23 protein-coding genes and 2 tRNA genes are annotated in these 25,554 nt (G+C 37.4%); 14 read left to right on the top strand and 11 right to left on the bottom strand.

What is annotated here, in order from left to right:
* Window positions 1-29 precede the first annotated feature (29 nt).
* From MM213_RS06895 to omp85, 5 genes are all read left to right on the top strand, one after another.
* Window positions 30-102, top strand: a tRNA-Gly gene (locus MM213_RS06895).
* A gap of 62 nt (window positions 103-164) precedes the next feature.
* Window positions 165-248 (top strand) — tRNA-Leu (locus MM213_RS06890).
* A gap of 84 nt (window positions 249-332) precedes the next feature.
* On the top strand, window positions 333-1,025 hold the full coding sequence (locus MM213_RS06885; RefSeq protein WP_241410753.1) for a response regulator transcription factor: 693 nt from the start codon (window positions 333-335) through the stop codon (window positions 1,023-1,025).
* Window positions 1,022-2,371: an ATP-binding protein gene (locus MM213_RS06880; protein WP_241410752.1), complete on the top strand. Its 1,350-nt coding sequence runs from the start codon at window positions 1,022-1,024 to the stop codon at window positions 2,369-2,371. Before MM213_RS06885 ends, MM213_RS06880 begins: the two co-directional genes overlap by 4 nt.
* A gap of 105 nt (window positions 2,372-2,476) precedes the next feature.
* Window positions 2,477-3,982: an Omp85 family outer membrane protein gene (omp85, locus tag MM213_RS06875; protein WP_241410751.1), complete on the top strand. Its 1,506-nt coding sequence runs from the start codon at window positions 2,477-2,479 to the stop codon at window positions 3,980-3,982.
* 49 nt (window positions 3,983-4,031) lie between these two features.
* On the opposite strand, the gene MM213_RS06870 is transcribed toward omp85, so the two are convergent.
* Window positions 4,032-4,718 carry a carbonic anhydrase gene (locus MM213_RS06870; protein WP_241410750.1) on the bottom strand — a complete coding sequence of 229 codons (687 nt, stop codon included), beginning with the start codon at window positions 4,716-4,718 and terminating at the stop codon, window positions 4,032-4,034.
* A gap of 140 nt (window positions 4,719-4,858) precedes the next feature.
* Window positions 4,859-6,121, bottom strand: a complete 1,263-nt coding sequence (locus MM213_RS06865) for a hypothetical protein (RefSeq protein WP_241410749.1) — start codon at window positions 6,119-6,121, stop codon at window positions 4,859-4,861.
* Window positions 6,122-6,384: 263 nt separating this feature from the next.
* Here MM213_RS06865 and MM213_RS06860 point away from each other — a divergent pair, with 263 nt between their 5' ends.
* The gene (locus tag MM213_RS06860; protein WP_241410748.1) at window positions 6,385-7,062 is read left to right on the top strand and encodes a porin family protein; all 678 of its coding nucleotides are present in this window, start codon (window positions 6,385-6,387) and stop codon (window positions 7,060-7,062) included.
* Between the two features lie 208 nt (window positions 7,063-7,270).
* Here the strand turns inward: MM213_RS06860 and MM213_RS06855 are convergent, their stop codons facing one another.
* The 5 genes from MM213_RS06855 to MM213_RS06835 all read right to left on the bottom strand — a co-directional run bounded on the left by MM213_RS06855 (window position 7,271) and on the right by MM213_RS06835 (window position 11,377).
* The gene (locus tag MM213_RS06855; protein ID WP_241410747.1) at window positions 7,271-8,242 is read right to left on the bottom strand and encodes a hypothetical protein; all 972 of its coding nucleotides are present in this window, start codon (window positions 8,240-8,242) and stop codon (window positions 7,271-7,273) included.
* Complete coding sequence (locus tag MM213_RS06850; protein ID WP_241410746.1) at window positions 8,235-9,299, bottom strand: cytochrome-c peroxidase; 1,065 nt, start codon at window positions 9,297-9,299, stop codon at window positions 8,235-8,237. Before MM213_RS06850 ends, MM213_RS06855 begins: the two co-directional genes overlap by 8 nt.
* Window positions 9,300-9,303: 4 nt before the next feature.
* Window positions 9,304-10,140, bottom strand: coding sequence for an MbnP family protein (locus MM213_RS06845; protein WP_241410745.1), 837 nt, complete (start codon window positions 10,138-10,140; stop codon window positions 9,304-9,306).
* Window positions 10,141-10,355: 215 nt separating this feature from the next.
* Complete coding sequence (locus tag MM213_RS06840) at window positions 10,356-10,742, bottom strand: hypothetical protein (RefSeq protein WP_241410744.1); 387 nt, start codon at window positions 10,740-10,742, stop codon at window positions 10,356-10,358.
* Window positions 10,743-11,005: 263 nt separating this feature from the next.
* Window positions 11,006-11,377, bottom strand: a complete 372-nt coding sequence (locus MM213_RS06835; RefSeq protein ID WP_241410743.1) for a hypothetical protein — start codon at window positions 11,375-11,377, stop codon at window positions 11,006-11,008.
* Window positions 11,378-11,778: 401 nt separating this feature from the next.
* On the opposite strand from MM213_RS06835, the gene MM213_RS06830 reads away from it, so the two are divergent.
* From MM213_RS06830 to MM213_RS06795, 8 genes are all read left to right on the top strand, one after another.
* On the top strand, window positions 11,779-12,543 hold the full coding sequence (locus MM213_RS06830; RefSeq protein ID WP_241410742.1) for an energy transducer TonB: 765 nt from the start codon (window positions 11,779-11,781) through the stop codon (window positions 12,541-12,543).
* Between the two features lie 149 nt (window positions 12,544-12,692).
* Window positions 12,693-13,022 carry an ArsR/SmtB family transcription factor gene (locus tag MM213_RS06825; RefSeq protein ID WP_241410741.1) on the top strand — a complete coding sequence of 110 codons (330 nt, stop codon included), beginning with the start codon at window positions 12,693-12,695 and terminating at the stop codon, window positions 13,020-13,022.
* Window positions 13,023-13,203: 181 nt separating this feature from the next.
* Entirely contained in the window at window positions 13,204-13,746 is a 543-nt protein-coding gene (locus MM213_RS06820) for a DUF6428 family protein (RefSeq protein ID WP_241410740.1), read from the top strand.
* A gap of 160 nt (window positions 13,747-13,906) precedes the next feature.
* Complete coding sequence (locus MM213_RS06815) at window positions 13,907-14,527, top strand: low molecular weight phosphatase family protein (protein WP_241410739.1); 621 nt, start codon at window positions 13,907-13,909, stop codon at window positions 14,525-14,527.
* 158 nt (window positions 14,528-14,685) lie between these two features.
* Window positions 14,686-15,714, top strand: coding sequence for an ACR3 family arsenite efflux transporter (gene arsB, locus MM213_RS06810; RefSeq protein WP_241410738.1), 1,029 nt, complete (start codon window positions 14,686-14,688; stop codon window positions 15,712-15,714).
* A 322-nt stretch (window positions 15,715-16,036) separates the two neighbouring features.
* On the top strand, window positions 16,037-16,432 hold the full coding sequence (locus tag MM213_RS06805) for a DUF2846 domain-containing protein (protein ID WP_241410737.1): 396 nt from the start codon (window positions 16,037-16,039) through the stop codon (window positions 16,430-16,432).
* Window positions 16,433-16,660: 228 nt separating this feature from the next.
* A complete protein-coding gene (locus tag MM213_RS06800) occupies window positions 16,661-17,242 on the top strand; it encodes a hypothetical protein (protein ID WP_241410736.1) in 582 nt (193 codons plus the stop codon).
* A gap of 558 nt (window positions 17,243-17,800) precedes the next feature.
* Window positions 17,801-18,934, top strand: coding sequence for an ATP-binding protein (locus MM213_RS06795; RefSeq protein ID WP_241410735.1), 1,134 nt, complete (start codon window positions 17,801-17,803; stop codon window positions 18,932-18,934).
* A 110-nt stretch (window positions 18,935-19,044) separates the two neighbouring features.
* Here the strand turns inward: MM213_RS06795 and MM213_RS06790 are convergent, their stop codons facing one another.
* The 4 genes from MM213_RS06790 to MM213_RS06775 all read right to left on the bottom strand — a co-directional run bounded on the left by MM213_RS06790 (window position 19,045) and on the right by MM213_RS06775 (window position 25,460).
* Window positions 19,045-21,225: a TonB-dependent receptor gene (locus tag MM213_RS06790; protein ID WP_241410734.1), complete on the bottom strand. Its 2,181-nt coding sequence runs from the start codon at window positions 21,223-21,225 to the stop codon at window positions 19,045-19,047.
* A 140-nt stretch (window positions 21,226-21,365) separates the two neighbouring features.
* Complete coding sequence (locus tag MM213_RS06785) at window positions 21,366-21,671, bottom strand: hypothetical protein (protein ID WP_241410733.1); 306 nt, start codon at window positions 21,669-21,671, stop codon at window positions 21,366-21,368.
* Between the two features lie 32 nt (window positions 21,672-21,703).
* Entirely contained in the window at window positions 21,704-22,468 is a 765-nt protein-coding gene (locus MM213_RS06780; RefSeq protein WP_241410732.1) for a hypothetical protein, read from the bottom strand.
* Between the two features lie 109 nt (window positions 22,469-22,577).
* Entirely contained in the window at window positions 22,578-25,460 is a 2,883-nt protein-coding gene (locus MM213_RS06775; protein ID WP_241410731.1) for a TonB-dependent receptor, read from the bottom strand.
* Window positions 25,461-25,554 lie beyond the last annotated feature (94 nt).

Below are 25,554 nucleotides of genomic sequence, written 5' to 3'. Positions count from 1 at the left end.
AAAAGGTTGAAGTCAAAAATAAAACAAAAGCGAAAGTAGCTCAGCTGGTAGAGCACGACCTTGCCAAGGTCGGGGTCGCGAGTTCGAATCTCGTCTTTCGCTCAAAAAGCCCTTGAAGAAGGGCTTTGTTGTTTACAAGTAGCTCCGACAAAAGTCGAAGTGAAGCCGGGATGGTGGAATTGGTAGACACGCAAGACTTAAAATCTTGTGGCTTCACGGCCGTGCGGGTTCGATTCCCGCTCCTGGTACTTAAACCTCGTAGAGATACGAGGTTTTTTGTTTTATAATGTTTTTCTAATATCACAACTTAGGAAGTTTGGTATCTTTAAGCAATGAAAAAATCCAAAATACTTGTCATAGAAGATGATGTCAGAATAGCTTCCTTATTACAAAGAGGACTGGAAGAGTCTGGAATGGATGTTTTATTGGCTTATGATGGGGAGTTTGGATTGAAATTGTTTGAAAACACGAAACCAGATTTAGTGATTACAGATCTAATTCTACCAAAAATCGATGGACTGGAAGTCTCTAAGCAACTACGGGAAAAGCACCCCAAAATCCCAATCATTATGCTTACCGCACTCGGCACAACTGATGACAAGGTAGAAGGCTTTGACGCTGGTGCAGATGACTATTTAGTCAAGCCGTTTGATTTAAGAGAGCTATTGGCAAGAATCAGAACTCTTCTCAAAAGAAGTCAAGGATTTAATGATTTTTTCCAAAATGATGAAATTTCTTATGCTGATTTAAAGATAGATCGCCTACGAAAAAAAGTGTTTAGAGCAGAGAAAGAGATCAACCTAACTCCTAAAGAATTCAATCTTCTCACCTATTTGATCCAAAACCCAGAGAGAGTTTTGTCCAGAGAGGAAATCGCACAAGAAGTTTGGGGGGTCAATTTTGATACAGGCACCAATTTCATAGATGTATATATCAACTATATCAGAAAAAAAGTTGACAAACCCTTCGAAGAAAAACTGATTCACACCAGGCCAGGAATGGGATTTATCCTTCAGACACCATGAATATTCAGCAACGTATCACTTCCCTTTTTACCACTGTAAGTGCAGGGATTTTAGCTCTTTTTATGACTATCGTTTATTTTTCAGCCTCACAAAATCGAGCAAACGAATTCTACAATATCCTTGAAAAGGAAGCCATCACAAAAGTCAACCTTTTACTAGCAACACAACTTGATGCAGAAACCTTACAGACAATTTATAAGAATAATCGAGAAATACTCTATGAAGTAGAAACAGCCATTTATGACGATCACTATAATTTGATTTATCATGATGCAGTAGATATTGATTTTGTCAAAGAAACTCCCGAGATGTTGGCAGAGATTCTCAAAGCAGATAAAATTCAGTTCATCCAGGCTGACTGGCAAGTGATTGGGATGATCTATCAGTTTCAGGAGAAAAATTTCATCATTACCGCAGCTGCTTTTGATGGATATGGATATAACAAATTAAACAATCTTCGTTCGACAATGCTGATTTCCTTTTTCTCAGGATTGTTACTAATATTTCTGACAGGGAAATATTTTTCTAAAAAATCCCTGAAACCCTTGGCCAAAATGGCTGATGATGCCAGAAAGATCTCCGCAAGCAACCTTGATTTAAGATTGAAAGAAGGAAATGACGAAATAGGCTTACTTGCCAAAACCTTCAATGCAATGCTGAAACGTTTGGAAAAATCATTCGAATCTCAAAAGCAATTTGTATCCTATCTCGCGCATGAATTCCGAACACCTTTGGCTATTGTTATCGGAGAAATCGAGCTAAGTTTATCAAAGGATAGAAACCCCCAAGAATACCAGCTTACGTTAGAAACTGTCTTGAATGATTCCAAGAAAATTGCCCAACTCTCAGAAACCTTCTTTGACTTGGCTAAAGCGAGTTATGATCCAACAGAAGTCAACTTCCAGCAGATTAGAATTGATGAATGTATAATAGAAGCAAGCCAAAGAGTACAGAAGAATCATGGCGACTATAAAATAGAAATGGAGTTACCAGAGTATTTGGAAGAAGAAGAGATTACCGTTAGAGGGAATGCCTATTTAATCAGTACAGCATTCAAAAACCTGATTGAGAATGCCTGCAAGTTTTCAGAAAACCATACTTGTACGGTTAAAATTTCGTCAACAAAATCAAAACCTACGGTAACTTTTATCGACAATGGAATCGGCATAGTAAAATCAGATTTGAATAAGCTATTCACACCTTTTTTTAGAGGTACCAATAAAGGTTTCGCAGAAGGAACCGGAATAGGACTTTTTTTGGTAGAAAAGATTATCACTTTACATGAAGGAAAAATCCAAATATCTTCTGAAATAGGTAAAGGAACCCAAGTCACAATTAACTTCTGACAAAAACCTTTCTAAGAAAATTCTAATTTTTTTCTAATCAATCCTTAAAGGATGACCAGGGCACTGCTTTGTACTTTTGTGTAGTGTATTCTATTTCTTTTCGTTATGAAAAAACTACTATTAATTCTTTTCGTCTTGCTGACAAAAACCGCTTTTGCCCAGGAAATGGCAATCAATATAAGAGATCCTGAGGGACACAAAAACACCGAAAGACTGGCGATTTTGGATACGATTAGTCTTCCATTTGAATTGTCAGATGACAAAAAGCTGTCTCGTGAAGATATCCTTAACAAGAAAGAAGGATTTTTTGTAACGGGTTTGCCAAGATTTGAATTTGACCCAATCCGTGGTTTCGGTATTGGCGGAAATGTGTTTTTCTTCCAGAACAAAACCAAAGAAGATCCATTCTTTTATTATACACCATATAGATACAGTATCAATTCAGAGTTCTTTGTTTTTGAAAATGGCCGTGTTAGAGCTGCTGTAAATTTGGATGTCCCTTACATCTTTAACTCCAAATGGAGATTTAGGGCTGATGCCGTAGTTTGGGAGGATCCAAATGCACAATATTGGGGAATAGGCAGAGAGACACTCAACAACCTTAGTTTCCAAGACAAATCGGCAGGTGCTGAAGGAGGGGTCCGTCAATTCAACAAAGTCAATGACTATGAAGACAACCTCAAAATCGCCGTACCCAGAAATGGAGGAAGAATGCAGACAAATACGCACTATAACCAGTTTATCCAAAGAGAACTGCTTTTCAATGCTTTGGGAGAGAGGGTTGAAATGGGAGGTAAACTTAGATTGATGTTTGGATATGAAGCTTTGTTCACTGCCTTTGAAGATTATACTGGTAGGATTGCTGAAGAAGCATTCCTACCAAATGGTACCGAAGTGGAAGCCATACAAGGACAGACTTTGGTCAATCAGCAAATCAATGATGGCACTTGGGATAGGTTCAACCTTTCTGGGTTCTCTGATGGGTTCAAGTTCACTTCCATGCTGGCCGCAGCCTTGATTTATGATACACGTGATTTAGAACCAGATCCTTCGAAAGGGATATTCTTGCAATATTCCCACGAGTACTCAGCTCCATGGTTAGCTTCTGATTTTAATTTCAATAAGTTTATGGTTCAGGGTCAATTTATCCACACTTTCCATAGATGGAAAAATAACAGAAACAGACTGACTTTTGCGGGTTTGGCAGCTATTGGACATATCTTCGGGCCAAACATCAACTTTATAGAAATGTGGGATCTTTCTTCCCAAGCAGAGGCAGGAGGCATCTTGGTTCTTGGCGGTGGCCGTTCGTTGAGAGGATATAGAGAAGCAAGGTTTATGGCCCCAACTGTAGGATTGGTCAATTTGGAAATGCGAGCTAGGCTTTACGATTTCAATGCATTCAATCAGCATTTTGCTCTTGGTGTTACTCCATTTTATGACTTCGGGACAGTATGGGAAGGGCTGACAGATATGCAGCTTAATAATTTTAGAGGAGCTCCAGGTGTTGGGGGACGAATTGCTTGGAACCAATCGACTGTCCTTAGATTGGATTATGCCCAAAGTAGAGAAGGCGGTCAGTTCTTCTTTGGTTTTGGACATATTTTCTAAGCTAGACTAGTGTATGAAATAAAAATTGGAAGTCTTTGGCTTCCTTTTTTTACTCTTCAACTAGCTTTACTTTCCCCGTATCTATATCATAAATAGCCCCCACCAATCTCAGCTTATTTGTAGCAATCCGTTCATTTATGTGAGGAAGTTTATTTTTCAACTCATGAATTCCATGTAAGACATTAGCTTCAATCGCTTTTTCATAAAAATCAGGAATGTCTCTTGGTATGGATTTTTCCTCTTCCTCCGCATCGATAAAATCAATGATTTTTTGAATGTATTCAGAATAATGATGGGAATGATCATGATCTTGATCTACAAATGCTCCAATGGCACCACACTTGGTATGACCAAGGATTATCACTATTGGAACCTCTAAATGCTCTATAGCATATTCCAAGCTACCAATTTCATAATCACCAACAATATTCCCTGCATTTCTGATGACAAATAAGTCCCCCAAGCCTTGATCAAATACCAACTCAGGTGGAACCCGCGAATCTGAGCAGCTAACTATCGCCGCTACGGGGTGCTGACCTGAAGATAACTCCCTCAATCTTTCTAATGTCTGATCTGGATGCAATGGGTGGTCCTCTGCAAACCGTTCATTTCCTTTTAAGAGTGCTTCTAAGAGATTTTCTGTATGTACTTCCACCAGATGGTGGTCTGATGTTTTGGATTGACAAGAAATCATCCCAAAGACAAGTACTATTAATATTGAGCTTATTCTTGCCATTTCAGTAACCTTACCATACAGGCAAAGCTCAAGTTTTTATAAGACAAAAAATGTGCTATAAGTCACCCACAAAAATATAGAAAAAGAAAAAAGCCAGCCCATAAGGTTTGGACTGGCTATTTATTCAAATCACATTCTAACTACTTAACTTGAAACCCAACTCTCATAATGTTGGATATACCCGATGGTGCGTCCATGACAGCCACAGTATTTAGAGTTTTTAGATTTCTAACATGTATCTTCGTTTTGTCTGCTTCCAGTACATAAAGGTAGTTTTCAGAAGCTGTCAAAACTGGGTTTCCTTCACTCATCATCCTATAATGCTCCAACTCATCCGCTCCTTTTCGAGCACCTGCATTTACATTTTCTGCTACAGTCACCGTTTTGGAAGCCAATTCATTTCCTGAAGTGGTATCAAAAACTTTCACCACATTATCATTAGTCTGAACAATCAAATGCCCACCATCTGCACTTAGCAAATAGGTCTTGATATTATTTGACAAAAAGGTAGGTTTGATAGTACCAGCCGCAGGATCTATCTCAAAAACACCATGATTCCGAGCATAACCATAAAACTTATTTACGTTGTCATTTGCCTTTATTGTACCCATCCAATTCCCTGAAGTAGATTCTAATGGGCTTGGATTAGGAATCAAACTGATCTGATTATCTGAACTCGCAAGAATCACTCCTTCTGTACCACCAAAAACAACATAGTCACCATTAGAAGCATCGCCGTGGATGCCAGTAACAGAGACACCCTCTTTTTCATACAACACTTGACCAGTAGTATTGATGATCTTTACTCTTTGCGGCAAGGCTCCTGCAGTTCCTTCGTCCTTAAATGTAACGGCAAGTTTATTTCCTTTCAACCAAGAAGCAGCACCGTGATGCACGCCATTGCCGATGTTAGCAATTACAGTAGGGGTAAAACTAGGAACTTCCATGTTGGCCTCTCTAACAAAAGTCACTGTCCCATCTCCATCATTGAAAATAATAATATTACCATTGGTCGAAGAAAAGTGCGTCGGCAAAGGCGCTGCCGCATTGGATGACAACCACTTGGGAGCATAAGCATGACCATGGTCATCATGATTTTCAATCCCAGTATCAAAAAACCTCACATTGCCATCTGCTCGCTCTATTGAGACAATGTACCTACCTGTAGAAGAAACATAGTTCGCACTCGTAGACTGAAAAGCAGAAAGGTCGGGTTGCGCTATATCGCCCGATACAGGTGTAATTAGACTGATTCTAGAACTTTCATTCCATGAAGCCAGTCTAATCCATTCACTTTCTGTCTCTTCAAATTTTGGTTCCTCCAAAATAGGATCCTCTTTCTCTTGACATCCTATCATTGATGCAAACAATAGTGCACTAGCAAATGCAAAATACTTTTTCATAAATCTTTTTTTATGCAAAAATAGATATCAAATCTTTAAATGCAACATTATTGCATTTAAAGATTTGAGCAAAAATCACAAACCACTTAGTGATAGATAAATAAACTTAATTTATTTTTAACTTAAATAAATCAAAGTTCAGTAATATATATTTGAACATATAAAGAGATTAATCGTTACATATTATAGAGATATTGTTTTATTTATAATTTTTTCAGATTAAAATTTTCTTATTCAAACAATCACATAAAAATCAAATCGAAATGAAAACAAACTATGATTACCGTATCAGGAAGGGGCTTGGTATAGCTTTATTAATGCTGATTGTTGCTGCACCATCCTTTGCACAAAGTAATAATCCTGGTCCAAAATTAGGAATTAAAGGAGGGGCTAACCTATCCCAATTTTTTGTCAATCAACCAACTGTTGAGGATGAAAACATGAAAGTGGGATTGCATTTTGGTGTTTTTACAAAAATTCCAATAAACAACTTTGTTTCCTTCCAGCCAGAATTACTTTACACGAATGTAGGATCAAAAATATCCTATGGGGGCAGTACATTGGAGAGTGCTTTAGGTATCGAAGAAGGTGAAGTTCGCTTCAACCTGAATTACATCCAACTACCACTAGCTTTTACATTGAATGTGGGACCTCTTAATATTCATGCTGGCCCTTATTTATCCTATCTTGCTTCCGCAAATGTTAAGAATCTAAGGAATTCTGACCTAAGTACAATAAACGCCACTGAATTGGACAGAAATGATTTCCATACTTTGGATTATGGGCTTTTGGCCGGAGTTGGCTTTGATGTTCAAAACGTTACGATCGGAGCTCGCTACAATTATGGCTTACGAGAGGTCGGGAAAAGTGGAATAGCGGGAAACTTAACAAATGACTCCAAAAATTCCGTGGCTCAATTATACATTGGCTTCGGATTTTAGATTTACAAGCTGCTTGAAAGTCTTTTTTCAAGTAGCTCCTTTTGGAAATCACAACCTACAATAGTTCTTCTATTATAGTAAAGCCCGGTTTTTCAGAAACCGGGCTCTTTGCATTTTCTATGATGATTTATATATTATTTTGTTGAATATGTTCTTATATCGGCAATTACTCTAGAGGAATTTCCCTCCAACGCAAAACTAAATTACCTCAGTCAATGACCTCAAGCTTTCCAAAGACATTGTTTCTCCTAGACTTTCCGATAAATGTAATGAAGGTCAAAGAAAACCTTCCTTTTGCCTCTATCTCTACATGCTGATCGCTCTTGAATTTTTGCTGGATAGGCAATTGGTAGTTTCCATGCAGCATCATATTTCCGAACTGTACCTGTACCCCTGCCTGAGCGAATGTCGCATCCCCACCACTATTGGCTTGATAGAATCCCTGAAAAGTATGCTGTCCCCCATTTTCGTGATAAACTCCAAGCATTGGAATTGGAAGGATTTTTTCTGCTTTTGGTTTATAGAAAATACTAGCTTGGACATTATATTGATTTCCAAAACGGTATTCTTGAGAATTTTCAGAGTTAAATTTATAGACACCTTCTAAGTTTACACCCCATCGATTTCTCATTGAAGTATAATTGACCATCGTCAAATAGTCCCAAGAACCACTGCCCAATTGGAAGTTTGGATTGATCAGTTGTGAAGTCTGGGAATATTCAAAATCTGCCAAAGGAGCTTTGATACCTCCCCCTATCCACAAGTTGTGCAGCCATTTCTCCATGGGATCCCCTTTTTGATCCAACACTTTATAATTCAAGAGTACCATGGGGTCACCAAAGCCACTTAATGCTTCATTTTCATGGCTGCCATCCATTTGATTATACATGTATGGCAACACAAAATTCAACTGCCATCTTTCTTTGAGGGCAATCCTACCCATGATATCCAATCTCTGATAAAGATCGTTTGAAAACTCGCGTTGTCCTGCATGAGTCATCTCTGCATAGAAGCTTGATCTAGAATATTTGATCCCAAGAAAGTGGGCTTCATTTTGTGGAATTATACCAAAATTGAATCCTCCCAATGCACAGCCACAGGCCTCACAACCGATTGCTTTTTGATTGGTAATTGCTACAAGAATAAGTATTGAGAAAATATATTTACAAATTCTATTCATTTGAGTTAAAGAAAATTGGGTTGTTAAGAAAGTTGTCATCAGTGAGAGATTTTAGAAAGGCAATAATTTTTTCTTTTTCTGGATCTGAAAGCTTAATCGTCGGTTTGCCATCTTCGAATACCAAAGGGTCAATGTTGACCTGCTCCTGTATTCCTTCTGTATAATGATTGAGAACCTGAAGCAAACCCTCAAACCTAGCATTGTGCATATATGGACTTGTCACTTCGATATTGCGAAGTGAGGGAACTTTGAATTTGGCACGATCTTGCGAAACTTCTGTTATAGTCTCTCTGCCAAGATCTGTGATTACTTTCTGCACGCCATTGTTTCGATAGCTTAAATCGGTGAAGAGGGGTTCTCTATGACAGCTTTCACAATGCTTTCTAAATAATAGCAAACCTTCGATTTCCTCTTGATTCAATGCGTTTTGGTCTCCTTTGACAAATTGGTCATACCTAGAATCCGCAGATACCATCAGCAGCATAAACTGGCTGAAAGCATGCAAAACATAAGGACCAGTAACCTCTTCCACCCCAAAAGCCTCTTTGAATAATCTAGGATATTGTGCATGATTATTCAGCTTATGAACTAGATTTTCAAAACTTTCATCCATTTCTATCTCAGACTCTATTGCCAGAATTGGCGCAAAATCCAAGTGGGTCACCCCACCATCCCAAAAGAATTCATTTTGAAATGCCAAATTAAAGAGCGGAGGAGAATTCCTGACACCTTCTCGGTCTTCCACTCCAAAACTGAATGGATGCAGCCAAGTATCTGCAAAAGCATGGCTTTGGACATGGCAGGAAGAACAAGACACTGAACCATCTCGAGAAAGTGAAGGGTCGAAAAACAACATTTTACCGAGTTTAAATCCCTTTTCATTCACATCGTTGTTTTGGAAGGTGTAAGTAGGCTCTGGAAAATGAGAAGGTTTTTCAAATCTGTATAAACTCAATTTTGGCTCATCAGATTCCGAAACACATCCTACCCACACGATTACTACAAACAAGAGAGCAGGCCATATCAGCCTGTCTCTTGAAGTTAAATTATATTTCATCGTTTTATTGATGGGTGTGATCCACTACAAATGCCTCTGCCAACTTTTGCACGAATGGTACTGCAGCTGCTGGAGAATGGATGTTGTTTTGAATAGCCAAGTCAGTATCTCCTATTACTTTCAACAAGTCCATAATGATGTGTGGAGAAGGTCGCATTGTTTCACTAACCCTGACAGTCGCATCAAAAGGTAAAGAAACCTCCACATTGTTATCAAAGAATCTCTGCGGATTTTCGTCTGCAGAAGGAATATTCTTCCAACCTCCTATGTGAATCTGAAGCCTATTTTCGTCTCTCAATGAGGCTGGGGAATGCCCTTCAATGATATAATTGATAAATCCGGAATTCCAATTCCAAAACCAAGCACCTGCAGCTCTATCCAAAATCCCTCCTACAGCACCTTCTTGGATACCGTCTTCTTTTACTCCAAGATTGAATATGATCTTGTTGTATTGTCCTTCAGGAATATTCTTAAGATGGATATTATAGGTATCGGATTCACCTTGAACCACACGATAGTAGCCTTTGATTTGGTTTGCATCAGCAGATGCATTCATTTCATCTATGAAAACCTCGCCATTTGGCCCTTCGAGCCTTACATGACTGATGTAATAGCCAAACCTCGTCAAATTAAACTCTTGTCCATTAGCGGTTGAATACCTGTAATTTGTACTTCCTACTTCGTCTATAACCATGTTCTGATTACCTACATAATTATCAAATTCGACAATCATTTCTCCTTGACTAATAGAATTTGGATTTTCATTTTCCTGACAAGAAAAAAAGAGGGAGGAGAAAAGAAACACTATTGAAATTGCTAATTTTGATTTGATATTTTTCATGATTAAATTTTTTCTACTTTTAATTTTTTGACAATATTTTATTGTAGAAGACTTTTGATAGCCTTCTGAAAAACATGATGATTTTCACCTTTTTTTAGCTCCAATTTCATGTAAACAATTGAATACTGAATGACAAATCCTTCAAGGCTTTACTAGCTTGATCCCTGAAAATCAAGTTTTCAATAAATCCTAAAAGATCTAAGGTTGAACATTCATCAAATAAAAAATGAAGTAGAAGATGGGGGTTTGTCAATTGGGAACAAGTGAGTCAAATATGTTGGCATTTCCCAAAGCATATTATTATCTATGATGCTTGAGAAATACCATTTTTGATAGGAAAAGTTTGACCCAATTAATGTAAATAAATTGAAGTCAGCTCTAAAATCCATCCAATCAGATTCTTGCTGATCAGTTGCTTTATCAAGCTGCTTATTTAGAAAGCAATGTCCATTACATGCGGACATGGGAATGTCCTTATTCTCACAAAACATCTCCGAAATAAAGGAGCGGTTGAGTTGAAAATTCACACAAATGACCGAGTAAACCATACTATTCAGTACAATCATCCAAGCCATACACAAAATCCAAAGGGTACGTAGCATATCAATATCCCGACTAAGTAGGATGCTAAAAACTCGTTAGAATGAGTTCAATTTCACAAATTTTAAATTAATTCAAAAGCAATGTCGTTTGGTTGAGATTGAGACCTAGCATTTAGGATCATGCAAACAGCTAAATCATCGGAGCAAGGAACCATCCTTTTTTCCAGAAAACCTTCCGGATCTTATCAAAACGACAGTGGATTCTATAGCCAAAAAATTTGGCATCTCTTCTTCAATGAAGAATTGGGTATCAACCAAAAAAATCAAATTCGCGGAGGAACTTCTATTGCTTCAACAAAAAAGTCAGTTACAGCCTCATTATATTTCAAATAGTCTTGCAGTATTTCTATAACCACAGGTGTTGGAAGGTTGGCGTCAACCTGAGTAGCTACAAATTGTCCAAAATCAATGGAAAAGGAATATTTGCTGTTTTGCTCTTGTTTTTCCCTTTCGGCTTTCAATTGCTGAGCAAGGTAACATTTACCATCGCACTTTAGCTCAGGCTGGCTTTTGTTGACACAAAAACGCTCTACGATAGCCGATTTATTTAATTCATAAGATCCCTGTATCACGGAATATACCATGCCGTTCATGAGCAGAAGTGCACAAAGGAATATATGAAATAGGCTTTTCATTTGGCAAGCAAAATTATAAGCCAAAAAATCATTTACCAACTTAAATCAAACAATTCTCACTTAAATCTCCATACTTCAATACAGCCGTCAATTGATTAGTCAACCTGTTACGCTCTTCTTTCCAGAGTTCGATTTGAGTTTTTATATTTTTTTCAACAAGTTATAAATTCAAATTATGTATATCCGTTTTCATACCAGTAGAATCTAAATAATTGAATTAACCTGTGATTTCGAACCAATATCTATTAGTATCAGTTTGCCAAAAAACCTTCGTTTAATTGATTAGTGGCATGATTGCGGACAATCATAATTCAAATTCATTTGAAACATAATAGCTAGTATCAATAAATGAAACCCACCAAGGTTTTGGAAATTTCTAAAAAAACCAATATGTTAGTTTTATGATTAAAATTTTTACCAAAATACAACTGATACTTTTCGTTTTTATCTTTGGATTACGCTTTACATCCTATGCGCAGGAAAGGAAAATAATCCCATTGAACGAGCACTTTTTTGCTATTGAAGCTGGAGGTGGAGAACACGTCTTCAATAATGTCATTAGCGCTGCAATTGAAAAAGAGCTAAATGAAAAGATTTATACTTTGGACAATCGACTGGTCATGTCAATTAAGCATACTTTTGGAGATGAGGAAAAAGAAGTGCTGCTGTGGACACAAGAACAAAAACTAGAATCAAACGGAAAGCTTCAATTCACCAAATTGAGTTTTACAAATGCTGATACAGCTTTCACAAAAATCATAGTAGACGATAATCTTATTTTGGATTTGGCTTGCCTTTACAACAATTGTAATGGCTTATTTTTGAAATCAGATGGAGATGTGGAAATAATTGATAGAAACATTTTTGAACCCAGCTTCAAAAGTAAAATGATCTGGCAGGAATTTTTAAATAGCAACCTAACTTACCCCTTGGCCGCAAGAAGAGTCGGGGCTCAAGGTGAGGTTATGGTTGGAATGCAAATCAGTGACTCAGGTGAGGTGATTGAGAGCAAAATTTTAAATTCAAAAATCATCAACCAGGCTTTAGTCAAAGAAGTGGAACGTATAATTAAAAAATATGATAAAGGATTTGTTCCTGCGAGAGACTTGAATGGCAAAAACATGACTGCATGGCTGTACTTTCCAGTAAAATTTGTCCTAAACTGACTTTTTCTAACTTAATCTAAAATACAATACAAATTTATTTGATCATACAACTATCTATCGTAATATTGCAATGTAATAACAAATGAAATAAATTTGAAATAGACTTTCAAAGATTCATCCTTCTACCTTCTTAATTTCTCCTTTATAAAATGGGTGTTACCAAAACAGATCTCTTCACCGACCACCAAAATGAATTGGCCAAAGTAGCCAAAGTATTTGCACATCCTGCCAGAATAGCCATCCTAGAATATTTGATTCACGCAGACTCTTGCATCAATGGAGACTTGGTTCAGGAACTGGGTCTTGCTCAAGCGACCATCTCACAACACCTACGCGAGCTCAAAGAAACCGGCCTGATCAAGGGAAGCATCGAAGGTGTATCAGTATGTTATTGCATCGACCCGATCCGCTGGACAGAAGTACAAAATTTGTTTCAAGGACTATTTGATGGCTTCCCTAAGATCTCTGGATGCTGCTAGATTAAGATACAAGAAATTAGATGCAAGATTCAAGACTAGGTTAGTTGTAGTTTCAAGTATCCCGTCAAATCACAGTTTAAAATAAATTTATCAAGTTCATTTAAAATATATCGTGAGCCAAAGACAGCGTTTTAAATTTAAAAGTCTTATGTCTTGCGTCTCATATCTAAAATCTAAAAAAATGAAAACTAAAGAATTTATACAGATCCTACAAGAAAACCCTGAAAAGGCACTTTTCTTCGAGTATCAAAGCGGTCAATATGTAAGAACTGACTTCCACATCACTGAAATCAAAAATGTCAATTATGACACTGTGGACTGTGGCGGAATCCGCAATCAATGGTCTGAAGTACATATTCAGCTTTGGGAAAATGAAATCCCTGAACCTGATCATTCAGTGGATAGTGACAAAGCTCTAAAAATCTTTGAAGTAGTGAACAAAGTAAGAGAAACCTATCCTGATACTGAAATTAAATTCGAATATGGCAATTCTCTATTCCCTACTGCCGTACTTCCAATCCACAATATCAAAGACACCGGCAATGCCTTGATCGTACAACTCACACCTGACCAAACGACCTGCAAAGCCAAAGACAGAGCTACTACGCCTGAAGAAAAAGCTGCTGCTTGCTGCGGTCCAGTATCCGAAAAACCAAAAATAAGAGTTTCCCTAGCTTCCCTTCAGACAGCGAATAGCTGCGAACCTGGATCGGGCTGCTGCTAAGAAACCTTTGAGGTCTTAAAGACCTCGAAGGTTTAAAGAAACCGAAATATTATTTAAAAGCTTCAAAACCATAAAAACCTCGAAGGTTTGAATGTATATCCACAATTTTAACTAAAAACCTTCGGGGTTATGGAAACCCCAAAGGTTACTGCAATACACCATGAACCTATACCCAGCACTCCAAGAATACATAGAGAAGGCTCAGGCACTTCCGATCTCAGAAGAGCGAAAAGCTGTCCTTCAAGTTCTGATTGATTATATCCAAAAGAAAATCGATCAAGAACAGGATATCAATCTGAATTATATCTGCACGCACAATTCCAGAAGAAGCCAATTTTCTCAAATTTGGGGAAAAGTCGCAGCTGCATATCATGGAATTCATATGAGCTCTTTTTCAGGAGGCGTAGAAGTTACAGCATTCAACGAAAGGGCGGTTGCTTCTATCAAAAGATTTGGTTTCAAAGTCAGCAAAGAAGGTGAAGACAACCCAAAGTATTTTGTCTTATACTCAGATGACGAAGAGCCAATTGTGGCATTCAGCAAAGTATATGATGATGTAGCCAATGCCCCTACTGGCTTTGCAGCAATCATGACATGTTCCCATGCAGATGAAAACTGTCCATTTATTCCAGGTGCAGAAGCCCGGATCCCAGTCAGGTACGAAGACCCAAAAGCATTTGACGACACAGATCAAGAAGCTGAAAAATACGATGAACGATCACTTCAGATTGCTTCGGAGATGTTATTTGTTTTTTCAAAAATTGTAAAAGTTACAAATTGATATTGGATATTCTTTGATATTGATCTATTACAATCACCAGAGAAGAGAAGCTATATTATCCGCAAAGGTCTGAAAAATAATATCTAAAAATATCGCATAGCTAATATCCATCAAATATCAAATCTTACAATATCACCCTATTTCAATTAGATAAAAAAATGCCTGAAACTAAGAAAATAGCCTTTTTTGAAAAGTATTTGACCCTCTGGGTCGCCTTGTGTATAGGTGTAGGAATCCTGATCGGGCATTTGGCGGGAGAGGATATCACCTTTTTGTCGGACATGGAGATCTACAATGTCAATATTCCAATAGCGATATTGATATGGTTGATGATCTATCCGATGATGTTGCAGATTGACTTTAGTAGTATCAAGGGAGTGGGAAAAGCACCAAAAGGATTGATCTTGACTTTGGTGATCAATTGGCTGATCAAACCATTTACCATGGCATTCTTTGCTTGGATATTCTTTGACAAGTTGTACTCAGCTTACATCGATCCCGATCTTGCAGGAGAATATATAGCAGGTGCTATCCTTCTGGGTGTAGCACCTTGCACGGCAATGGTTTTTGTTTGGTCTTACCTTACTGATGGCGACCCTAATTATACTTTGGTACAAGTTTCTGTCAATGACTTGATTATTTTGGTGGCATTTGTCCCTTTGGTGGGCCTTTTATTAGGCATTACTGATATCACGATCCCTTATGGAACTTTGGTTGCTTCCGTTTTGATTTTTGTGGTTGTGCCATTGGTGGCAGGAGTAATTACAAATAAAATAATGATCAAAAGCAAAGGTGAAACATGGTTTAAAAATGAATTTTTGCCAAAGTTCAAGCCTGTCAGTATTTTCGCCTTATTGCTTACTTTGGTGCTATTATTCGCCTTCCAGGGACCAAATATTTTGAACAATCCATTGATCATTGTCTTAATTGCTGTTCCGCTAATCATCCAAACCTACTTTATTTTCTTCATCGCTTGGTTTGGTGGGCGAAAGCTTAATCTTCCGCATGCCATCTGTTCCCCTGCTGCGATGATTGGAGCAAGCAATTTCTTTGAGTTGGCCGTAGCAGTTGCGATTGCTTTATTCGGATTGCAAAGTCCAGCTGCTTTGGTAACTGTGGTGGGTGTATTGGTAGAAGTTCCGATTATGCTCAGCTTGGTGGCTTTGGCAAATAGGTGGAAGTATTAGGAGGGAATTTTATGAATTAATTTTTGAAAATAATAGAACTAGATTGATGGCAATAGGTACAGTATGATCTACGCTTTGATTGAAATCATAAAGTATTACAGTAAAGAAATTTCATTTTATATTTTTTAATTTATACTTTAATTCTGGTTAGGTTTTTTCTTTTATATTAAAACTTTGGCTTTTCTATTTCTCTCAAAGAATCAGGAGAAAAACTGTTGATTTATAATTGATTAAATTATTTTTTATTTAGAAATAATTTAACAAAATGGCTATTGCAAATGATTTGATTTCTATCTAGATTTCGAAAGATTATCCTTCCTATATGAAAAAAAAACTTTGGCTATTTGCACTTCTTTTTGCATTCCAATTTCAAATTCAGGCTCAAAGTGAAAAAGCCACGGTTTATATATTAAGACCTGATGGACTTGATGATTTTGTCCCATACTACACCTATTTCAATCAAAAATTAATAAGCAAGTTGGGCGAAGGAAAGTATTCTACTCACCAAATCGATCCAGGATTCTACGAAATCCATACCCAATACAGAGGAAAAATTAAGCAAGACCCTGAAACAGTTCTCTCACTAAATATTGATGCAGGCCAAACTTATTATATTACCCTCACTACAAAAACAAAAGCCTTTGGAAAAGGGAAGTTTTACTGTAATCAAATATCCGAAGAAGAAGGGAAAAAATTGATAGGATCTTCTGGAAAATAAAGATTGTCTATAAAAAAGGTCTACCTAAATAGGTCAAATAAACCCTTTTGCTAGATCACTGAAACATTCTAGTCCTCAAATAGAACCTCTTTATTTATTGCCATAAATAGCAAAGCAACAGCCCTTTTTGTTTACTCACCAAAAAAACTTCCTGCCATAAAAAATTAACGCACCCCTTTCCTAAAATCAAGTGTATTCTTCAAGTTTTAATAACCTTAAAAAAATCATATGAAAAAAATAATTCTTGCTTTGAGCTTCTGTCTTTTTTTTACTAATTCGCTTGTTTTCTCACAAGAGGCTGAGAAAGCAGTTAGCGTCAAATTGCTTTTCGAAGGGGGCTTCGAGTTTGGTGGTGATGAAATATTACAAGTATTTTTTACCAATGGTGGTGATCAAAAGATGCGCGCTGGGCAGGGTATCAACCTTGGCCTTGGAGGAGAACTTCAATTTGCCAATTTAAAACAGTTTATGGTTCGCTCTGCAATAAGTTTGAAGTGGACTCCCACAGCAGCAGATGATGCAAACATTATGTTTTTGAGGTTCCCAGTCCACTTGACTCCGTTTTGGAAAATAAATGATGACTTCAGACTTGGGGTAGGTATTACAACGCATTTGAACCCAAAACTAAGAGGTGATGGTTTCTTCCCTGATGTCACTTACACCAGCACATCTGGACCGCGATTTGAGTTTGGATACAAGTGGGCAGCCTTGACATATACTCCTATGACCTATAAAAATAAACAAGGTGAGTCGTTCTCGGGCAATTCTATCGGCATCTCCTTTTCGGGTTCACTTCCATCTAAGAGATAACTCAATAGAAAGTAATTTTACTCAGTGAAAAGATTGGTTGGATGGCTGAGGAAATTTAGAATTGACAACTATTTAGTTTATAAAACCATTCTCTTTAAGTTTACTTGCAAGTTCTTTAGATATACGATCATACAATTCTGTAAATTGATTTGTACCTCTTCCAATGGCATCCGATTCAGCAATCCATACATTTTGGTAGTCGTATTTATCTATCAAAAACATGTGAAATTCAGCATTTAGTCTTATTTCTAAAATGAATGTTTTGGTTAAGTTGAAATATGTATGATTTTGGTGATTATCTTATAAAACATTGACTTCAATTTTAACCACAAGGAACACTAAGATTTCCACAAGGGGCACTAGGAAGGAAAAAAGTGTCATTTAGGGGAAAATTGCCGCCGTGCACTTTGGAAAAGTTAAACCCTCAGTAAACACGCCTAATTTTTCGAACGTAATCGAAAAATTAGGCGTAATTTTTAGATTATAATCTGAATATTAGGCTTAAAATTTAGATTACATGATTAATTTTTCTAAATTTATGAGTCAATTTTAGTATTTATGGTCAATAGAGAGCTTTTAAATAAAATCATAGATAATTGCTTCAAAGGAAAAGTGATCCTGTTGCTTGGAGCCCGTCAAGTAGGCAAAACCACCTTGTTAGAAGAATTGACAAAAAAGATCAACCAACCTTCCGCATGGCTCAATGCCGACGAAGCAGACATTCTTGAGGCATTCACCGATGCGAAGACAAGTACCCAACTGATTCAATTAATAGGCCCTAACAATAAGTTGGTCATAATCGACGAGGCTCAACAAATCCCAGATATTGGTAAAAAGCTAAAATTGATATACGACAGCAAAACTGAAATCCAAATAATCGCAACAGGTTCGTCTGCATTTGATCTCCAAAACAATACAGCAGAACCGCTTACCGGACGGAAGAAAACTTTCCAACTCTTTCCTTTGAGCTATTCTGAAATAGCCCAAAACACGTCTCTTTTGGAAGCAAAGAGGCTTTTGGACACAAGATTGATTTATGGCTCATATCCAGATGTAGTCAACAACCCTGGAAATGAAAAGGAAATATTGGTAGAAATAGCGCAAAGCTATCTCTACAAAGACATTTTGCAAATTGACAATATTCGCAAACCAAGCCATATAGATAAGTTGCTCAAAGCTTTGGCATTTCAGATCGGCAGTGAAGTCAGTTATCACGAACTAGCCCAGACGATTGGAAACATTGATACAGCCACTGTAGAAAAGTACCTTGACTTATTGGAAAAAGCTTTTGTTATCTTCAAACTTCCTGCATTCAACAGAAACCTTCGGAATGAAATCAAAAAGGGCAAAAAGTACTATTTTTTCGATAATGGAATCAGAAATGTCCTGATCAATAATTTTACAATTCCTGAAATGCGTTTGGATAAGGGAGCTCTATGGGAAAACTTCCTCATCACAGAGAGAATGAAATCCAACCATTACAATCGTAAGTTTGTCAACACCTACTTTTGGAGAACACATGACAAAGCTGAAATCGATTATATTGAAGAAGAGGGTGGAATACTTGATGCTTATGAATTCAAATGGAAAGATCAAAAAGCAAGATTTCCAGCATCTTTTCTCCAAGCTTACCCTGAACACCTGACTTCATTGATCAGTAAGAGCAATTTTGTAGAATTTTTATTTCAATAAGTAACTTTTCCAAAGTTCAACCTTCAGAAAATCACGCCTAATTTTTCGATTACGTTCGAAAAATTAGGCGTATTTTTTAGATTATAATCGAAAAATTAGGCCTTATTGAACTACATCAACCTCAGCTTCACTCCTCCATTGATCACAAATCCATCCAATGGCGCATAGATTTCCCTGAAATTTGGATTGTCTATATTGCCTGTGAAAATGGTGTCAAAACGCGTTTGACGGGCATCTAGGAAATTTTCGAAATTAATAAATACCGAAAATTTCTCCCAAATCTTCTCCGCCATAAAACCCATGATCCAATAGGACTGCCCCACCGAACCATCACTCAAGCGCTGTTGGCTGAAATAATAGGACTCCCAGCCAATTTTCCACTTATCATGTACTTCGTAGAATAGCACGGAATTGATTCTATGTTTTGGAGTCAATGGATTGTCTCTTCTTATCCCATTCGAATTGATCCTAGCGTGGGTATAGGTATACCCCATAAACCATTTGAAATCCCTAAACATCCATTTGACATTGGTCTCTGTTCCTTTGGTATCACTATATCCATCAATGTTTATGAAGCGATAATCTGTTCCACCTACTTGCTCCAAGAACAATGGATTGTTCAGATATGTGTAGAAAAACAAATGGTTGACGCTGAAAAACAGTTGGTCATTGAATAAGGAAGTCTTGTAGTTCAAATCCCAATTGAGTCCATAACTTTTCTCCAAAGTATTGAAATCAGCGTCGATTGGCTGAATATTCTGATACTGCAACCTTTCACTTTCTTCGGTGAAAATCGTCGGAGCCTTGTAGCCCAATCCTCCTCCAAACCTAGAACTGAAATTCATATTTGCCTTGTACATCAAGGCTACTCTTGGTAATATTGCCAGCCCATAATCCATCACATAATCCGTTCTCAGACCAGACTCCAAAACCCACTTTTGACTCAAGTTAGTATTGTTCTGTACAAAAGCACCAAAAGTATTGAGGTTATAATCTCTCACTGGAAAGCTGTTGGTCTGCTCTTCCTTGAATGCTTCCGTCCAGAGATTCCCTCCTATTACCCAATCTGTAGCTTCACCATCTATCTGGTAATTGATTTCAGTGAATGTAGATTGTTGCACCGCATTGAAATCATAAGCATTTGTCCCGAGTTTACGATTGAAGACATTGTAACTGTTTTTTACCTGAAGCCTTTTCTTTTCTTCCAAGCGATGGTTTAAGACAAACTGAGTGCTGAGTCTTTCACTTTGGTTTCTTTCAAAAAAAGCATCTGGATTTGACCGATTTCCCTTAAGATAATCCATATTTCCCCCAACCCTGTCTTCCAAAGACAAGTTTACGCCAAATTCCAAGTCAGTAGAGCTGGAAGGATAAAGAAAGACTTTTGGATTGAAAGTAAAGCGGTCAAACTTCGGAATTGCACTCAATCCAATTGACGATGGATCGAAAGGTGAATTGGTGTTGTAAGCCCCGAAAACAGTCGTGCCTATTTTATCATTTCGCTTACCATAGAATCCTGAGGCATCAAAACCACTAGCATTGGTGGCATTGAGCACAAAGCTCAACTCTCCCTCTTCATCAGGTCTTTTTGAGATCAAATTCACCAATCCAGCGATGGCCCCTCCACCATAAAGTGTAGATGCCGAACCCTTGATCAGCTCCACTTGCTGCAGATCCAAAGGTGGGATCTGCAAAAGCCCCAATCCACTTGCCGCACCGGAATACAGCGGAAATCCATCTTTCAAGATTTGGGTGTAGCGGCCATCCAATCCTTGAATTCTGATCCCTGCATTGGCTGAAGTTGGAGAAGTCACCTGTACTTGAATCCCTGTACTTTCACTCAAAAGCACCCTGATATCTCCAGGTTTCATATTGACTTTTTCGTCCAATTCTTCCCCTGCTATAAATTCCACCCTGGTAGGGATATCCTCTATGGTTCGCGAACTTCTGGTGGAAGATACCGTCACAGTCTCCATCTCGTCATGGGATTCATGCAAGGCTACTTCCAAAGGCATTTTACCAACATCATCTGGCCAATTGATAGTGATTTGCTTCCTCTCATAACCGATCAACTGAAACCTCAGCGTCAGCTTCCCAGCAGGTGGATTTGGGAAAATGATCAAACCATTCTCATCCGAAACAGCCCCCTGCTTATTCTCCAAGATAAGCATCGAGACTCCTATTAATGCTGTATTTTCGTGTTCATCTTTGACTACTACTTGTAGGTCTTGAGCCATCAAACAGCAAGTCAAGCTCAGCCAAAAAAGGCCAAGCATGCAGATTTTTTTCATAAGTAAATATTGTAATATGATTAAAAATAAATTTTGACAATCCTCTCAGTAAGAAGTGGAAATTGCAATCTTACCTTATGAAAAAGAGGATGTATAGACTCCTTTTGTGCACACTTCGCTACAAAAGGAATTAGAAAAATTTAGGCAAGCTTGGGTGGTTGCCAGATTTGGATGTTGGATGTTGGGTATTTTGACTGGATCAAAACAGTATTTGTAATTTGAACAGACTCAAATTCAAGAGATTCAAACTGCCAAATCATTTGATAAACAAAAAGCGAACAAACTTTGCACACCGAAAAAGGCGGGCAGCACTGATTCTCAGCATGATCAGATTCATGTTGCTCCGTGTGTTCGGGTCCATGATCACATTGATCTGCTTCATGAAGGGGTGCTATCAGCAATAGCATCAAATAGCCAAGCAATATGAAAGAAATAATATTGTTCACATTTTAAATGTAAGCATTTAAAATAAAAAAATCTATTCATCCCGTGAAGCGATTGCATATTGTGCTTGAAGCAATTCCTTTAATGCCAGAATCCTTTTGGCATTATAATGTTGCTCTGCATTTTGGACCATTTCTAAAGCTTTTACTACCTCTCCAGAATTATTAAAATAAATAGCACGATTAAAAAAAGTCAATCCATGAAGCTCCTGTAGCTTGATTTTTTTGAAAATAATTGGGGAAAAAACCTCAGCTAGCAATTTGTGGTTTGGCTCAAGGTAAAAGTCTTTCGCATCCACAGTCTTTAATTCAAAATCATTAAAGAAACCCTTTACTTCTTCAGTATCCGTGATGAAGCCATTATAGGGATCTGTTGATTCCAAAATGAGTTCCTTTCCATCTATATTCACACTGATAAATACATGAAAGGAGGTTTCAACAATTTGATAATCGAAGTCATATTTTTCCAAAAATACAGCTAAAAGCAAAGAGCCACTTACACAATCATAATTCCCATCAGAAATCAAAGCATCGATTGGGGCATATTGTTGATAAGATTTTAGCAATGTTTTTTGACTTCGATAAAAAAGTAGTTTAAGAAATTTTTGGCTGTGACCGTATTTCAAAAAATCAGATTCGATTTTGATGTTTAGTTTCTGAAAATTCAGGTCATTTTGGCTCCAAAATTCAATGAAATTGGTAGCAGAAAAATTCACTTGAACATTCTCCGCAGAATTTCCAGTTGCCAAACCACTAAAGTTCAGTATAGTTGCCGAAAAAAAAGTGAGAAACCATTTCATATTTTAATGTTACCAAATTGTTAACACAATTTAACATTAAAATAACATTAAAACAAAAAAGCCCTCACCTGAAAGGAGAGGGCTTAGAAATTTTCTATAGTTTTATTACTTACCAAATAGCATATCTAACACTCAAAGAAACTCTACGACCTGGTCTAAGTGACGAGAAAAATTGTTCTTCAGCATTATACATCCTAAATACCTCTTGTTTTTTATCATCTAGGAGATTGACCACATTCATGGAAGTCTGAAGCCTATCTTCTTTACCCCAAGTTTTGTTGATATTGAAATTCAGAGCATGAAAAGGTACTGTGTAAGTATCTGTTCTGTTACCAAACCCGACATAATTCAAAGTAGATCCTTGAACGTTATAAAACAATCCTGCCTCAATTCCAGAAATCATATTGTTGTACGAAATCCCAGTATTGATAATATAAGGAGCTTGGCCAGCCATTTGTCTAGTTCTTGATACATTTTCGCCATCTCTAGCAGTAAGCTCTCTCGACCTAAATTCGGACTCAGACATATCAATTTTAGACTCTACAAAGGTTAAGTTCGCATTAAAAAAGAAGTTCTTCATTGAAGGAGAAATTAAATCAAGTGATTTTCTTAGCTCCAATTCCAAGCCTAAAACTGAGCCATTTCCAACATTTCTAGGCTGGAAAGATCCAGGGTCAGAAAGAAATTGAACCATTTCTATTGGACGATCAAACATTTTGTAGAAAATACTCGCTGAGAAAATTTCATTTCTCCCAGTAAACTTTTCCCATCTTACATCAAAGTTATTGATCCTAGTTGCTTGAAGATTTCCATCCCAAAGAATTTCTGTTCCCCCTTCAGAAGTTTCAGGAAACAATGCCCCTATGAATGTCCTTCCTGTGATAGGGTCCAAAATCTCTGCAAAAGACAACTCTTTGAAAGAAGGACGAGCTATAGTTCTCGAAGCTGCCAGTCTAAGATTTTGGTTTTGTCCAATGGCCTGAACCAAGTTTAGTGTGGGAAAGAAATCCAAGTCATCCAATACTTTTTCATTATCAAAAATAATTGTATTGGTTTGATTCGTGCCTGTATAGTATTGTGTGTATTGCTCAACTCTCAACCCAACAATTGCTTTCAAGTTTGGCAGAGGATTAAATTCATTGGAAACATAAGCTCCAATATTTGCCAAGTTAGAATTGTATTGATTAGGATTGATTGGGATAAATGTGGGCTCGTACCTGATTCCATTTCTATTTTCAGCCGAGAAAAGGTTTTCTTCCAACAACACTCTATTTGGATCACCATCAAATTGGGTATTTCCAACATTAAACTGGAAGCTTTCGATCAAGAAATCTCTATTTTTATAAACATAAGCACTACCAAATTTAAGTTTAGCTGCTTTGCTATTGAACATATAGCTTTTTGTCAAATCCACATTTCCAAATAAACTTTGTTCTTCAAGACTCCTCCAAATTCTCGTAGGTAGACCTACCTCAGTTCCTATAGTGTTTGTTGGTACTCTGAACCTTGTAATTCTCACATCCGGGTCATTGATTGTGCTCAAGGTAGGTGAGACTTTCCAGTTCAACTGCCACTTTCCTCCATCAATAAAATGACTTGCACTCAAAAGCAAATTTGTCAAAGCCCTTTCACTGTATTCTACATTATACTGATCTGCTTCAAATTCAGCTCCTAAATTTGTATTGATAAAATTAAATTGAGCGACTTTGGATTCCCCACTTTGAATTCTCAATAAATTCAGTTTGATTTTCGTAAAATCAGATTTGTAAGCTAATCCGGCAATCCCGCCCAACAAAACATTGTTTGTAGAATAGTCTCCTGACGATCTCTCCAGAGCTTCAAGCTCAAATACATCAGATGTTCTGGGCTTTCCAAACAAATTAAATTCTGCTTCTTTGTAATACTCGGTTTCGTTTCTGTATGTCAATGCGAAATTATATCCTATTTTCTTATCCTTAATATTAAACTGATCACCGACAGAGTAACCTAATCCAAAATCCATTGGACTACGCTGTCTTGTTCCGCCCAAAGTAGGATTAAATTTCCTCAATATGGATTGGAACTGTTGTCCTCTTTCAGAGTTAGGACTACCGATAACATCCGGAAATTGTGGTATGTCTGCCACACCAGCAGTCGGAATCTCCCTCCCACCATCATCAAAACCTAACCAATCAGTTTTACCACCCCCGACACTTAGTGCATTAGGATTAAAATGCATGTTTGGATTGTAACCACCAGAAACACTGAAGTTCATTGTTTTCTCTTCTGGAAAATCTTTGGTTTCTAAGTTTACCACCCCACCTGTAAAATCTGCTGGTAATTCTGCAGTAAAGGATTTAGACACAACGATGTTGTCAATAACATTTGTAGGAAAGATATCCATTTGGATGGTATTTCTATCAGGATCAAGTCCTGGGATATCTACTCCGTTTAATACTGTTTTTGTATAGCGATCACCCAAGCCTCTGATATAGACATATTTGCCACCTTCGACTGAGACACCAGTCACTCTTTTGATAGCACCGGCAGCATCACCATCTCCAATTTGTCTAAAAGTAGAACTTGAAATTCCATCCATTAAGTTTGAAGCGTTTCGTTTTACCGACATCAAAGCAGCTTCTGTTGTCCTAATTGCTTCAGCAGAAATGGTAACGGTCTCCAAATCGGAAGTAAATTCAGCCATGACCAGATTATCCAATACCAATACTTTGCCCGCTTCAACCTTAGCATTAGGTATTTCTACAGTATTATAAGATACATATGAGAGTTTTAATGTATGAACACCTGCACCGATTTGGATCTCAAAATCACCATCAAAATCCGTGACAGCGCCGATTTGTGTCCCTACTACGAGTACAGATACTCCAAATAGCGGCTCGCCGGTACCTTCATCTATGACAGTACCTCGTATAGTCCCGTTTTGTGCGGAGGAATAAATTGGAAAAGCTCCAAGTAAGATGATGGTTATGGTAACAAGTAATGATATTTTCATATTTCAGAATTTTAATACAGCAACAGAAATTTTATATTTTAGTGGAAAAAGTAAAAGGAAGAGATTGTGCATAGCAACCTCTTCCTTAGAAAGT

This window comes from Belliella alkalica, from assembly GCF_022549785.1.
In the GTDB taxonomy this organism is placed as follows: Bacteria; Bacteroidota; Bacteroidia; order Cytophagales; family Cyclobacteriaceae; genus Belliella; species Belliella alkalica.
The sequence above is the reverse complement of the archived record's forward strand: the minus strand, read 5'-3'. Positions and strand labels throughout refer to the sequence as shown.

What these genes read in the sequence shown, in the direction of transcription:
- MM213_RS06870 (WP_241410750.1), bottom strand. Translation starts at nt 4,718, where the DNA reads ATGGCAAGAATAAGCTCAATATTAATAGTACTTGTCTTTGGGATGATT.
- MM213_RS06795 (WP_241410735.1), top strand. Translation starts at nt 17,801, where the DNA reads ATGGTCAATAGAGAGCTTTTAAATAAAATCATAGATAATTGCTTCAAA.
- MM213_RS06780 (WP_241410732.1), bottom strand. Translation starts at nt 22,468, where the DNA reads ATGAAATGGTTTCTCACTTTTTTTTCGGCAACTATACTGAACTTTAGT.
- MM213_RS06815 (WP_241410739.1), top strand. Translation starts at nt 13,907, where the DNA reads ATGAACCTATACCCAGCACTCCAAGAATACATAGAGAAGGCTCAGGCA.
- MM213_RS06820 (WP_241410740.1), top strand. Translation starts at nt 13,204, where the DNA reads ATGAAAACTAAAGAATTTATACAGATCCTACAAGAAAACCCTGAAAAG.
- MM213_RS06805 (WP_241410737.1), top strand. Translation starts at nt 16,037, where the DNA reads ATGAAAAAAAAACTTTGGCTATTTGCACTTCTTTTTGCATTCCAATTT.
- arsB (WP_241410738.1), top strand. Translation starts at nt 14,686, where the DNA reads ATGCCTGAAACTAAGAAAATAGCCTTTTTTGAAAAGTATTTGACCCTC.
- MM213_RS06830 (WP_241410742.1), top strand. Translation starts at nt 11,779, where the DNA reads ATGATTAAAATTTTTACCAAAATACAACTGATACTTTTCGTTTTTATC.
- MM213_RS06865 (WP_241410749.1), bottom strand. Translation starts at nt 6,121, where the DNA reads ATGAAAAAGTATTTTGCATTTGCTAGTGCACTATTGTTTGCATCAATG.
- omp85 (WP_241410751.1), top strand. Translation starts at nt 2,477, where the DNA reads ATGAAAAAACTACTATTAATTCTTTTCGTCTTGCTGACAAAAACCGCT.
- MM213_RS06850 (WP_241410746.1), bottom strand. Translation starts at nt 9,299, where the DNA reads ATGAAATATAATTTAACTTCAAGAGACAGGCTGATATGGCCTGCTCTC.
- MM213_RS06835 (WP_241410743.1), bottom strand. Translation starts at nt 11,377, where the DNA reads ATGAAAAGCCTATTTCATATATTCCTTTGTGCACTTCTGCTCATGAAC.
- MM213_RS06880 (WP_241410752.1), top strand. Translation starts at nt 1,022, where the DNA reads ATGAATATTCAGCAACGTATCACTTCCCTTTTTACCACTGTAAGTGCA.
- MM213_RS06845 (WP_241410745.1), bottom strand. Translation starts at nt 10,140, where the DNA reads ATGAAAAATATCAAATCAAAATTAGCAATTTCAATAGTGTTTCTTTTC.
- MM213_RS06840 (WP_241410744.1), bottom strand. Translation starts at nt 10,742, where the DNA reads ATGCTACGTACCCTTTGGATTTTGTGTATGGCTTGGATGATTGTACTG.
- MM213_RS06885 (WP_241410753.1), top strand. Translation starts at nt 333, where the DNA reads ATGAAAAAATCCAAAATACTTGTCATAGAAGATGATGTCAGAATAGCT.
- MM213_RS06860 (WP_241410748.1), top strand. Translation starts at nt 6,385, where the DNA reads ATGAAAACAAACTATGATTACCGTATCAGGAAGGGGCTTGGTATAGCT.
- MM213_RS06790 (WP_241410734.1), bottom strand. Translation starts at nt 21,225, where the DNA reads ATGAAAAAAATCTGCATGCTTGGCCTTTTTTGGCTGAGCTTGACTTGC.
- MM213_RS06800 (WP_241410736.1), top strand. Translation starts at nt 16,661, where the DNA reads ATGAAAAAAATAATTCTTGCTTTGAGCTTCTGTCTTTTTTTTACTAAT.
- MM213_RS06825 (WP_241410741.1), top strand. Translation starts at nt 12,693, where the DNA reads ATGGGTGTTACCAAAACAGATCTCTTCACCGACCACCAAAATGAATTG.
- MM213_RS06775 (WP_241410731.1), bottom strand. Translation starts at nt 25,460, where the DNA reads ATGAAAATATCATTACTTGTTACCATAACCATCATCTTACTTGGAGCT.
- MM213_RS06855 (WP_241410747.1), bottom strand. Translation starts at nt 8,242, where the DNA reads ATGAATAGAATTTGTAAATATATTTTCTCAATACTTATTCTTGTAGCA.